The sequence below is a fragment of the Parabacteroides sp. CAG:2 genome (assembly GCF_000436315.1).
GTDB lineage: Bacteria > Bacteroidota > Bacteroidia > Bacteroidales > Tannerellaceae > Parabacteroides > Parabacteroides distasonis.
On record NZ_FR885330.1, the window covers coordinates 205,492 to 217,286 of the forward strand.

The 11,795-nt window shown below is 45.3% G+C and carries 12 protein-coding genes; 3 read left to right on the plus strand and 9 right to left on the minus strand.

What is annotated here, in order from left to right; genetic code table 11:
* Positions 1–189: MATE family efflux transporter (locus tag QVP94_RS18955; protein ID WP_288213321.1), on the minus strand; the 189-nt coding region annotated here is incomplete at its 3' end.
* A gap of 144 nt (positions 190–333) precedes the next feature.
* Between QVP94_RS18955 and QVP94_RS18960 the strand changes: the two genes are divergently transcribed.
* Complete coding sequence (locus QVP94_RS18960; RefSeq protein ID WP_221735016.1) at positions 334–1,632, plus strand: M23 family metallopeptidase; 1,299 nt, start codon at positions 334–336, stop codon at positions 1,630–1,632.
* A 3-nt stretch (positions 1,633–1,635) separates the two neighbouring features.
* Positions 1,636–2,004, plus strand: coding sequence for a YccF domain-containing protein (locus QVP94_RS18965; protein WP_005867901.1), 369 nt, complete (start codon positions 1,636–1,638; stop codon positions 2,002–2,004).
* A 311-nt stretch (positions 2,005–2,315) separates the two neighbouring features.
* Here the strand turns inward: QVP94_RS18965 and murI are convergent, their stop codons facing one another.
* From murI to ribD, 8 genes are all read right to left on the minus strand, one after another.
* Positions 2,316–3,146: a glutamate racemase gene (gene murI / locus QVP94_RS18970; RefSeq protein WP_022193242.1), complete on the minus strand. Its 831-nt coding sequence runs from the start codon at positions 3,144–3,146 to the stop codon at positions 2,316–2,318.
* Positions 3,147–3,236: 90 nt separating this feature from the next.
* On the minus strand, positions 3,237–3,731 hold the full coding sequence (locus tag QVP94_RS18975; RefSeq protein ID WP_005858972.1) for an OmpH/Skp family outer membrane protein: 495 nt from the start codon (positions 3,729–3,731) through the stop codon (positions 3,237–3,239).
* Positions 3,732–3,805: 74 nt separating this feature from the next.
* A complete protein-coding gene (locus QVP94_RS18980; RefSeq protein ID WP_005858974.1) occupies positions 3,806–4,321 on the minus strand; it encodes an OmpH/Skp family outer membrane protein in 516 nt (171 codons plus the stop codon).
* Between the two features lie 172 nt (positions 4,322–4,493).
* Positions 4,494–7,178 carry an outer membrane protein assembly factor BamA gene (gene bamA, locus QVP94_RS18985; protein WP_022193243.1) on the minus strand — a complete coding sequence of 895 codons (2,685 nt, stop codon included), beginning with the start codon at positions 7,176–7,178 and terminating at the stop codon, positions 4,494–4,496.
* Between the two features lie 14 nt (positions 7,179–7,192).
* Positions 7,193–7,936 carry an undecaprenyl pyrophosphate synthase gene (uppS, locus tag QVP94_RS18990; RefSeq protein WP_005858978.1) on the minus strand — a complete coding sequence of 248 codons (744 nt, stop codon included), beginning with the start codon at positions 7,934–7,936 and terminating at the stop codon, positions 7,193–7,195.
* Positions 7,937–7,947: 11 nt separating this feature from the next.
* Complete coding sequence (gene porG / locus QVP94_RS18995; RefSeq protein ID WP_008772658.1) at positions 7,948–8,652, minus strand: type IX secretion system protein PorG; 705 nt, start codon at positions 8,650–8,652, stop codon at positions 7,948–7,950.
* Between the two features lie 81 nt (positions 8,653–8,733).
* Positions 8,734–10,110, minus strand: a complete 1,377-nt coding sequence (gene bamI / locus QVP94_RS19000) for a BamI family beta-barrel-assembly machinery protein (RefSeq protein WP_022193244.1) — start codon at positions 10,108–10,110, stop codon at positions 8,734–8,736.
* Positions 10,111–10,229: 119 nt separating this feature from the next.
* Positions 10,230–11,309, minus strand: a complete 1,080-nt coding sequence (gene ribD, locus QVP94_RS19005) for a bifunctional diaminohydroxyphosphoribosylaminopyrimidine deaminase/5-amino-6-(5-phosphoribosylamino)uracil reductase RibD (RefSeq protein WP_022193245.1) — start codon at positions 11,307–11,309, stop codon at positions 10,230–10,232.
* Between the two features lie 56 nt (positions 11,310–11,365).
* Here ribD and QVP94_RS19010 point away from each other — a divergent pair.
* Positions 11,366–11,795, plus strand: a 430-nt coding sequence (locus QVP94_RS19010) for a N5-glutamine methyltransferase family protein (RefSeq protein ID WP_288213322.1), incomplete at its 3' end; no start/stop codon positions are given.

The window sequence follows — 11,795 nt, forward strand, 5'->3', positions numbered from 1 at the left end:
CAGGAATACCATGTTCAGCAATTGATTCACCACACCTACCGCCGCCACCGCGTTATCGGAATGATGGCTCAGCATAAGCGTATCCACCACGCCTAAAGTCAACATCAGCAAGGTTTCCAGAAAGATAGGCCCTGTTAATTTAAATAATTTGCCTCTCAGCCCTCTCGGAGCACGGAATAGTCTATACATGTCCATTGATCTGCTTTCTACCTAAACACCTTTTTACGAGTCCGCGAAGGTACAAAGCTTTACGTTAAATAGGTTTCGCTATTTCTATTATTTTCCGTAAGTTTGTATCCGGTTGAATAATTTTTGATGAACAAACGAAGACAAATGGACAAGAAACTACCTATATGTATCGTATTAGTCATGTTGATGAGTTGTTTCTCCTGCAAACAGCCCCAACAGCCCACGGAAGACGCAGACATGGATACGCAGTGGGTGGATAGCTCACAACATCTGTATCAATACGGCATCTGTATCGATTCCTTGGACGTAAAAGAGTATTTGATGAAAAACGGGGATAATCCCGCCTCCATCTTCTCCGGGCTGGGCTTCACGGCCTTGAAAGCAGACAGTATCAGCAGGGCATCCACCCATGTCCTCGATCCGACGAAACTGCGAGCCGGCATGCATTATTACACATTTTCCACGGTAGATTCCTTAGAGACGATTCGATATATCGCCTTCGCCAAGTCGCTGACCGATTATGCCGTAATCGACTTGACCGGAGATACGATCAACGCCTATGAATTTAATAAGCCGATCACCCTCAAGAAAAAATATACGGAAGGAGTATTAAACTCTTCCCTATGGAACGTGATCAAGGCCAACGGAGGTGATCCGTATCTGGCGATCAAGATATCGGACGTGTACGCTTGGCAAATCGATTTCTTTGACATCAAGGATGGAGACTCTTTCAAGGTTCTATACAATGAGGCTTACATCGACGATACCACCGCCTTGAGCATCGCCTCTATTGAAGGGGCTATCTTTACGCATCAAGGCAAGGATTTCGTGGCGATTCCTTTCACCCAAGACAGTATCTTCGAATACTTTGATGAGGAAGGGAACAGCCTTCGCAAGGCGTTCCTGAAAGCACCGCTGGACTTTTTCCGGATCACATCCCGTTTTACGAACGCCCGTTTCCACCCGATCCTCAAACGATACCGGGCGCATCATGGGGTTGATTACGCGGCACCGGCCGGTACACCGGTACGCAGCATCGGAGCTGGTACGGTTATCGCCAAGGGATATCAAAACGGCGGGGGCAATTTCCTGAAAGTGAAACATAACTCCGTATACACCACGACTTATATGCACTTAAGCCGCTTCGCCAAAGGAATCCAAGTAGGCAGCCATGTGCAACAAGGCCAAGAAATCGCTTATGTAGGCTCCACCGGACTCTCTACCGGGCCGCACCTAGACTTCCGTGTCCATAAGAACGGGCAACCTATCGATCCGCTAAAAATGGAAGCTCCCCCTTCTGAACCGGTGAAACCGGCCTACAGGGATAGTTTCGCTTTCGTTAAGCGGCAAATCTTGGCGGAAATAGATAGCTTTCATGTAGCCACAGTTAGTAAAGCATCTGTTATATATGAGAAAGATAGTATCAACCATTTAAATAACTAGCGTATGAAATTCTTGGGGAATATAATATGGTTACTCTTCGGAGGGATTATAACAAGTGTAGAATATCTGATATCCAGCCTAATACTAATGATAACGATCATTGGTATACCTTTTGGCCTCCAGACCTTAAAATTAGCGATACTGGCTTTATGGCCTTTTGGCAGCCGTGTCGTAGACGAGGGGAATTCCGGAGGATGCCTGTCACTTATCATGAACATTATCTGGATATTCGTCGGAGGCTTTTGGATTTGCCTTACGCATCTAGGATTCGGCCTTTTGCTATGTATCACGATCATCGGCATCCCTTTCGGCATGCAACATTTTAAGATGGCAGCTTTAGCCTTGGCTCCTTTCGGAAAGAGCATCCAATAAGGGAACGTCTGACTTTTCTGTAGAAGACAGACATCTGGCAAGAATTTAAGATAGGATAGGGTATTATACCTATTTCTTTCTATACCTATACGTTCTCGCTCCTTATTTTATTTTCTAATTCACGTCATGGTCTGTACAGACCACAACGTGAACTATACAAACCACGACGTGAACTCTACAGACCACGACGTGATCTGTAGAATTATACTAGATATTCAAATGAATTCATCCGATATCTTTCAAGTATTCATAAGGAAGGAGGGAAGTATAAATAGCGTTCATATACATCTCCCTCATAGGGCCTAGGGGCGTTATAGCTCGATCTGGGAAACCGAGACCGGAGTATTCATGAAGATAGAGGCCGCCTCAGAAAACTTCTCTGCCGACTCCGTGGTAAGAAAACGGCAACTTCCTCCCTTCGTGAGTTTACGATCCATTTCCGGGTGACGCCCTAAATAATCTCGCAAACTCTCCGCTACATGCTCGCCTTGCGAGAATAGAGTGATGCCGGAAGGAAGAAAAGCACGGATCTTATCCATCAAAAGGGGATAGTGAGTACATCCCAAGATAAGCGTATCGATTTGCGGATCTACGGATAATATATGGTCGATATGCTTTTTCACGAAATAATCCGCTCCCGGGGAATTAAACTCATTATTCTCCACCAAAGGGACCCACATGGGGCAAGCCTCGCCTGTCACTTGGATATGTGGGTACATCCTGCCGATCTCGATCGTATAAGAATTGGACGTAATCGTACCGCTCGTACCTACGATACCGATATGTTTGGTACGGCTGATCGTATCCACTAACTCAACTGTAGGACGGATGACTCCCAATACACGACGATTGGGGTCCCATGTAGGCAAGTCTTTTTGTTGAATCGTACGAAGCGCTTTCGCGGATGCCGTATTACAAGCCAAGATCACCAATTGGCAACCCGACTCAAACAGATGCGATACCGCCTGACGGGTAAATTGATAAACGACCTCGAACGAACGGGTTCCATAAGGAGAACGTGCGTTATCGCCCAGATAAACGTAATCATAACCGGGCATCAACTGATGAATCTTATCGAAAATCGTAAGTCCGCCATAACCTGAATCAAAAAGACCGATCGGACCGGGAGTTTGTGGAAACATATCAGAAACCTTCTTTTATAAAGTACAAAGGGTGCAATCCTTTCGGAAAACACCCCCTCTTTTATTCTATAGAATAAATTTTCTTGCTAATTACAAACCGAGTTTCGTACGAACAAACGGAGTTGCGTCTACCGCGTTAGTACCCGTATAAAGCAAAGCTGCCGGATCGATGATATACGTATATCCCTTCTCCTCGCCTACCTTCTGGATAGCCTCGTGCAACTTCTGTTGGATCGGTTGCAACAATTCCTGTTGTTTCTTTTGTACGTCTTGCTGAGCTACCTGAACGAAGTTATCCATACGTTCTTGGATATCTTGAATCTCTTGCATTCTTCTCAACTTGATATTTTCTGTCAATGAATCTTGCTGCGCTACGAAGTCTGAATATTTCTTTTGGTATTCATCTTGCATTTGCTTCAATTCAACTCTATATTTCTCATTCAAGTCTGCCATTTGTTTTTCCATACCAGATACCTCCGGCATAGCCATAAACACCTCTTGAGTTTTTACAAACGCAATTTTAACTTCCTGAGCGATAGCTCCCAACGGGAGAATCATCAACAATAAAACAATAAGTTTCTTCATTTTTACTATATAATTACTTTGTTATTAATCAAGCTTTCACACTTTTCATGCATAAAGCGCACAAATGTAAGCATTTATTTTGAATATCCTAACTTAATCAGCACTTCATTACTGATATCGATCTTCGGAGAAGCGAAAATAATGCTCATAGCTGAAGCTCGATCCCAAACAATTTGATATCCCTTGTCTTCCGAGATTTCTTTCACCGCATTATACACCTCGTCTTGAATCGGTTTCATCAAACTCTCGCGTTTCTTATATAACTCACCCTCAGGACCGAAATATTTACGTTTCAGATCTTGCGCCTCTTGCTCTTTCTTCACGATCTCTTCCTCACGTTTCGTTTTCATCTCGGCGGAGAGGAATACCAGATCGCTCTGATAATTCTTATACATATTCTGAGCTTCTTGCTGAATCGCTTCCACCTCATTTTGCCATTTCTTGGAAACTTGGCTCAACTGCTCATTGGTCATTTCGTAAGCCGGAATATTCTTCAATATATATTCCATGTCGATTAAAGCGAACTTCTGTGCCATGCCGGCAAAAGAACAAAGCAACATCAGACAGCTCAATGTGATAATCTTTTTCATACTCTCTTTATTTATAGTTCTACTTTATGACTGCAAATATAACAGAGGGTTTACTTACAGCCTACCAATATTCGTTAAAAGTATTTATTTAAATGTAGAGACGGGGCGTGCCCCGTCTCCACATACGGAACACGCCCCGTCTCTACATACGAAGCTATACCCGATCTATATTTTAGAATTCCTGTCCGATGATAAAGTGCAGGTTACTACCGCTACGTTTACCATTAGATCCATAATTCGGCTCGTCGAAACCATAAGCCCAGTCGAGTCCCATCAAACCGATCATCGGCAAGAATATACGGACACCGACACCGGCGGAGCGTTTCAAGTTAAACGGATTAAAATTCTTCAAATCAGTCCAAGCGTTACCAGCCTCCACAAATACCAATCCGTAGATCGTAGAGGAAGGCTCCAGCAAGAACGGATATCTCAACTCCATAGCCAAACGAGAATAAGCGTATCCATAAGAGTTGTAACCACCATTACCGGCGATACTACCATTCTCATAACCTCTCAAACCGATCGTTTCCTGAGCATAGGTACTGGAGTAACCACTCATACCGTCACCACCCATATAGAAGGTCTCGAACGGAGACTTCTTATTTTTATTATAAGTACCTAAGAAACCATACTCAACACGGGTCATCAATACCGGCGTACGTTTCACGGTCAACGGAGCCAACGGAGAGAAGATCTTCGCTTTGAACTTCCATTTATGATACTCGATGAATTTATATTTATCCGGGTCTGAGCTTGACATCGCCCCATAATCCTTATTATCAAACAAAGAATAAGGAGGCGTAGCCGCTACAGACAACATGAATTGTGAACCCTTACGAGTATACAACGGGTTATCGATAGAATTACGTTGCAACATCAACTCCAAGTTGATATTATGGCAATTTCCGTTATTAACCAAGAAATAGTCCCAATCATGCATCATATACAACTGATAGTTCAACGTCGCCATGAACTGGAAGTAGTCGTCCGGCCAATTCAAGCGTTTACCATAACCGGCAGCGATACCAAGCATCATGATCGATTTATCCGGGTCGTAAGCGTACTCATAACTATTGTTGTAGTAATTATTGCCATAATAGTTACTACCGTAGCCGTAACCACCATAACCGCCATAACCACCGTAATACGGATAACCGCCATAACCATAGCCGGAATTGCTCAAGTAATTGCTACTGATATCGGTTTGCTTTGAGAAATAAGCGCTGACAGACAACGTATTCGGTCGTTTACCGCCGAACCAAGGATCCATGAAGGAGATGCTGTAAGCCTGATAATAACGCCCGTTCGTCTGGCCGCTCAAGGTCAATGTCTGTCCCTCACCTTGCGGGATGATGCCCTTATAGGTTTTCGGGTTCAAGAAGTTCTTCATAGAGAAGTTCGTAAACTTCAAACTTAACTTACCGATCACACCCGTCTGTCCCCAACCTGCGGAGAACTCGATCTGGTCATTCGCCTTGGAAACCAAGTTATACTCGATATCCACGGTTCCATTCTCAGGATCAGGCAGCGGCACCGGATTCATGTTTTCCGGGTCGAAGTGTCCCATCTGAGCCAACTCACGAACGGAACGCATCAAGTCGTCACGGCTGAATAACATACCCGGCTTGGTACGCAACTCACGGCGAACGATGTCCTCATACAAACGGTCATTACCATTAATGATAATACGGTTGATCGTCGCCTGCGGACCCTCTTGGATACGGATCTCTAACGAGATAGAGTCATTCGCTACATCCACCTCTACCGGATCGGCGTTGAAGAACAAATAACCGTTATTAAAATAGACATTCGAAACGGCATCCTCATCCGTACTCAAACGTTCGTTCAATTTCTTTTGATTATACACCTCGCCTGGCTTCATACCCAACACGGCCATCAAATAGTCCGTAGAATATTGCGTATTACCCACGAAGCGAATATCTTTCAAATAGTATTTCTCACCTTCATCCACTTTCAAGAAGATATCTACCTTCTTCTCGTTAAAGTTCGCTACGCTATCGGACAACAATACGGCGTCGCGATAACCATGCTCGTTATATTTAGCGATTATATTTTTCTTATCGTTCTCATATTCCTCAGTCGTGAACTTCTTCGTGCTGAACATCTCCATGATACTGGTTTTCCAGTCGTTCGGCAAGCTGAACTTCTCGTTCGTCTTCTTCATCGCCTTCTTCAACTCCCGGGCAGTCAGTTTTTCGTTACCCTCAAAATAGATACGATGGATCTTGGTCTTTTCATTCTTATCGATATTGATATCCACGATCACCTCGCCTTCATTCGCGGGATCGTCCTTTTGCTCGATCTCGACATCCACGTTCTTAAAGCCTTTGCCATCGAAGAACTTCTGGATCACGATCTTGGCACGGTCCATGACGTTCGGTGTCACCTGGAAACCTTTCTTCAAGCCCAGCTTCGCCTCCAAGTCCTCACGCTCGCCTTTCTTGATACCGTGGTAATTGACTTGCGAGATACGCGGACGCTGCTTCAGCTGAATCTCCAGCCAAATCTGGTCGCCCTCGATCTTCGTCGCCAAGATCTTCACATCCGAAAACAAGCCATGTTTCCAAAAACGCTTCACTGCTGTAGTGATCTCCTCTCCCGGTACGGTAATCTCATCGCCTACCGACAAGCCCGAGAAGCCGATCAACACAAAATCATCATAATTCTTGATACCCGTAATCTTTATATCCGCGATCTTGTATTTCTTCGGAGCTAACGAGTACGAAATGACCGGCACTTCTGCCGGCGCCTCAACTTGGGTAGTGTCTATTTCTTGGGCAAACGCACCGCAAGCGAAACCCAAGCAAATAAAAAACAGCACTATTCTTTTGTACATATAACAGCTATTGTTTATAAGATTAATTGCTCACTTGTCTTACCGAAACGACGCTCACGTTGCTGGTAATACAATATAGCCTCATACAACTCTTCTTCTCTGAAATCCGGCCAAAACACATCCGTAAAGAAGAATTCAGCATATGACAACTGCCATAGCAAGAAGTTACTGATGCGTTTCTCTCCTCCGGTCCGTATCAAAAGATCGGGATCGGGGATATTCTTGGTCGTCAAGTGGTCCGAGACCATAGCCTCGGTTATATCATTGGGGTTTATTTTCTGTTCCAAGACCTCTTGGGCGAGTTGCCTAGCCGCTCTGGTGATCTCCCACCGGGAAGAATAACTAAGCGCCAGAACAAGTGTGGTTCCCGTATTCGCCGAAGTCGTATCGATACATTCTTGCAATGTATTATAAGCATCCTCACGCAAACGGGAAAGATCGCCTATGGCGGTAAGGCGAACGTTTTTCTTCATCATGTCCGGAGTCTCCCGGTGAATGGCAGAGACCAGCAAGCTCATCAGCGCTTGGACCTCCTCTTCCGGACGATTCCAGTTCTCGGTAGAGAAAGTGTACAACGTCAGATATTTCAATCCGAGTTGAGTGACCGCATCCATAATCTTACGGACCGAAACAACGCCTTCCTGATGCCCGAAGCTACGGTCTTTCCCCTTCGCCTTGGCCCAACGTCCGTTCCCGTCCATAATAATTGCCACGTGCCGTGGCAAGCGATTCTTGTCTATTTTCTCAATCAACGACATTTTTTATCTTACTAATATTCACTTATATTTTTCGCATTGTTACAAGTACGACACCTCGGGCCGAAATCCCATGTAACAGACAACAACAAGAAAGAGTACCAATCTTTATTCTTAAGAGCGCTACCCTTAACACCATACGGATCGTCCAACATGTCCTTTCCCTCTAGGCCATCGCCAAATAACTTACGAAACGAGAACTCGCACCCTAAATTAAGGCGGTTCTTGATCTTATATTTCATGCCCACGCCTAAAGGAATATTCGGGCTGGCGAAAGTCTTCCCACCACCCGGAGCCACCGTCAGCCCAATGCCCACCAAGACATAAGGAGAGAAACGCTTCGCCCCCGCATAGTCGAACTTATCGCTATACGGGAAAAAATTGAACTCCGCCTGTCCCCCCAACTCCATGATACTACGGTTGAAAGAGGTTTGGGCATTATTCGGAAAAACGTTCTCCATACCTTCGGTCTTACCGGAAACCTGTCCCCACATCAAGTTGGCTTTCAAGGCCCAACGAAAGTTGATGTTATACCGGAACACGGCTCCCACCGCCGGATTCATTCCTTTAAATATCGTATTCTTGTTGGCGTCGCCCATATAAAAGGCGCCACCAGCCATACCACCGATCTCGTACTTATATTCCTGCGCCCAAAGCGTAGGGACCGTACCCGCTAATAGGATGATTATGAGAAGCCGCTGAAAAAAAGTTGAAGTCATAAGCCTTGCTGTTATATATACCACACTTCTTTTTCTAACGCTAAAAGCCTCATAAAATTATACATCTCCTATCGAACTTTTCTATTCCTTCGGGATCAAACGATTGATACGGCCTCTCCAAAGTTGGTTCAAGTCATTGGAACCAGTGCTGGTCTTTCCTCCGAAAATGTTCACGAAATTCTCTTTATCCACAATAATTGAGGAAAAGCCTCTCGCCGCATAGTCGGTCGGTAACACCACCATCGAGTCGATCAACGACCAAGAAATACCATAATCTATCGATTGATACATATCTTTCAATGCCTTGTTCGAAGCGTCGATACCTCCGATCAAGAAAAACTTATCGTCATAATTCGTGATCATCGCTCCCTCACGCTTCGTGAAGTTTGCGTCACCAGAAGCCATCAACGCCCAAGAGATACCATCCATGGTCGCCCAAGTCGTATTAACCACTTGGTTGTCCACGGTACGTCCGCTGGCGGTCATCAAGTACTCATGATACATTGCGGCATATTGGAGATTGCTAAATCCGATAACAGGGAATCCGCTAGGCACCGCATCTCCGGCGATCCACTCCATGGATTCGTTCATCGCATAGAACGCTAACTTTCCTTCCTGATCCACGATCGTAGCTAAGGCGGAAGGCTGTTTCGTGCCCTGCTTCACGCTACCCAAAACGTATTTCACGGAAGGGGCGTTCTCTACAGCGCTCCAAGTCAAGCCATCCTCGGATCTATATAAAGTGCCATTTGTAGCCGGCACATATAAAGCATTGTTATACTCGGTAATCTGGGAGATCAAAAGCCCATCGGAAGGCAGACCGGTCAAGGATAATGACTGCCAGCCCTTAGGTGCGCTTACCGGAGCGTAATATAATTGGTAAGGTTTACCGGACTCGGCGGGTTTCACATACATAAAGTAATTCTCCGATCCATTATAATCGTAGGTTACCACCTTCTGATCCTTCACGGTAATGCCAATCATAGGATTCGCGTACATACTCCAAACCATAGAGTCCGGAACCACTTGATGGATATTCACCTGCGCCATATAGACTTTTGTCGTGACTTGGTCATACGCATGAACCACGAACTTTACCGGAGCGGAGAAATTAATGGAGTCTGATAAATTGTTTAAGTAATAAGTAGAGTCCGGATAAGCATACGGGCTTACCTCTATACCGCTAAGCGCATAGCTACTGGCTGCCGTAATCGTACAAACAACTTTCTCGATCTTCGTGCCAAAAGGCAGAGAGTCAATGTTAAAAATCCGCCCCGTCAGTTGGTCGATCGTAAACTTCACGGTATCCAACCCCGAGATAGAATCACTACTTAGCTTAAAAGAGGATATTTGGCAGTTCTTAACCAATTCTATATCAGTGACATCTTCTGATTTCAAACAAGAAGACAACACTAATGCAAAACAACCTGTTATAAATAGTACTAATTTATTTTTCATCAAAAACATAAGTTTGTCGCATATAAAGGCACAAAAGTAGAAACATTTTTTGCTTTCACCCTAATACCTGCTAATATTTATAATATTTTAGTTGATTATATGAGCCTTAAAATTCATAGTTATGATTTTTCGAACTCATCGTTATGATTTAAAATTTCATAGTTATGATTTTTAATGCTCATAACAGAACGTCCGGAGATGCCGCTAACAGCCTCCTTTCCAAGCATCGGCGCATGCACCCCTTGATACAGGCGAACCGGGGCCGTTTCCACCCTCGCCTCGTCCCATACATCCGCTTCCACAAAAGAATTAATCAGCTGAGTCCCACCTTCCACCAATAAGGAATCCAACTTCCGGACAGCAAGATGATCTAGCACTTGCCGGATCACCGGGCCCTCGAAATCTATCCGGATATACTCCATGTTCTCTCGGTTTTCCACTTCCTTCTCCGTAAATATTAATGTACGTGAGAAACCATTCAGCAACCGATAAGAATCGGGAATAACGAGCCGGCGATCCAATACGACCCTAACCGGAGAATTACCGGACCAATGGCGCACGTTCAATGAAGGATTATCCAATAAAGCGGTCCGTGTACCGACCATGATAGCCGCCACCTCCGAGCGAAGTTTATGCACCAAGCGGGAAGTCTCCGGAGAAGACAAAACCGTGACCGGCTCCGACACGTCCGTACGCAAACGATCGATAAACCCATCCTCGCTCTGCGCCCATTTCAAGATAATATAAGGACGGCCTTTCGTTTGTAGCGTCATAAACGCCTTGTTCAACACACGGGCTTCTTCCTCCATCACGCCTGTGACGACCTCGACACCGGCCTCACGCAACATCCGCACGCCTCGCCCCGACACCTCGGGAAAAGGATCCAAGCAACCGACCACCACCCGTGGAATCCCTTTCCGGATAATCAACTCGGCGCAAGGAGGCGTCTTCCCATAATGAGAGCAAGGCTCCAGACTCACATAAATCGTACTGTCTTTCAACAAAGACTCGTCTTTCACGGAAGCGATAGCATTCACCTCTGCATGCGCCTCCCCACATTTCCTGTGAAATCCCTCACCGATAATACGGCCCTTATGCACAACCACCGCGCCAACCATCGGATTCGGACTGACATTTCCCCTCCCTCCTTTAGCCAACTCGATGCAACGAGCCATGTATTTCTCTTCAACCTCTACCATAATCTTTGCATATAAACGGTTTTTACACTACTTTCGCGATAAAACAAGAGTAAGATATGACTGAGACCATCGCCTACATCCGAAATTCCCTCAAAGATATTTATCCTCCCGGCGAAGCCCAAGCGCTCGTCCGGCTCATCATGGAACGTGTTTGCGGTCTTTCTACCCATCAACTCCTGTTAGGCAAAGGTAAAGAATTATCTGATACGGAGAAATTTAAAATCAAGGAGATTGTAGAAGGACTGCGTTTATACAAGCCCATACAATACTTATTAGGTATAGCGGATTTTTACGGGATGGAGTTTAAGGTGACGCCGGACGTATTGATTCCCCGCCCGGAAACCGCCGAGTTGGTCGAGCGGATCATCACGGACTACCGAGGCCAAGCCCCTCGTATATTAGATATTGGTACGGGAAGCGGCTGTATCGCTATTTCCTTGGCGAAACATCTTCCGAAGGCTGAGGTAGCGGCGGTAGATATATCGC

Coding starts and splice junctions, on each gene's coding strand:
- QVP94_RS18960 (WP_221735016.1), top strand. CDS start 334: ATGGACAAGAAACTACCTATATGTATCGTATTAGTCATGTTGATGAGT.
- QVP94_RS18965 (WP_005867901.1), top strand. CDS start 1,636: ATGAAATTCTTGGGGAATATAATATGGTTACTCTTCGGAGGGATTATA.
- murI (WP_022193242.1), bottom strand. CDS start 3,146: ATGTTTCCACAAACTCCCGGTCCGATCGGTCTTTTTGATTCAGGTTAT.
- QVP94_RS18975 (WP_005858972.1), bottom strand. CDS start 3,731: ATGAAGAAACTTATTGTTTTATTGTTGATGATTCTCCCGTTGGGAGCT.
- QVP94_RS18980 (WP_005858974.1), bottom strand. CDS start 4,321: ATGAAAAAGATTATCACATTGAGCTGTCTGATGTTGCTTTGTTCTTTT.
- bamA (WP_022193243.1), bottom strand. CDS start 7,178: ATGTACAAAAGAATAGTGCTGTTTTTTATTTGCTTGGGTTTCGCTTGC.
- uppS (WP_005858978.1), bottom strand. CDS start 7,936: ATGTCGTTGATTGAGAAAATAGACAAGAATCGCTTGCCACGGCACGTG.
- porG (WP_008772658.1), bottom strand. CDS start 8,652: ATGACTTCAACTTTTTTTCAGCGGCTTCTCATAATCATCCTATTAGCG.
- bamI (WP_022193244.1), bottom strand. CDS start 10,110: ATGAAAAATAAATTAGTACTATTTATAACAGGTTGTTTTGCATTAGTG.
- ribD (WP_022193245.1), bottom strand. CDS start 11,309: ATGGTAGAGGTTGAAGAGAAATACATGGCTCGTTGCATCGAGTTGGCT.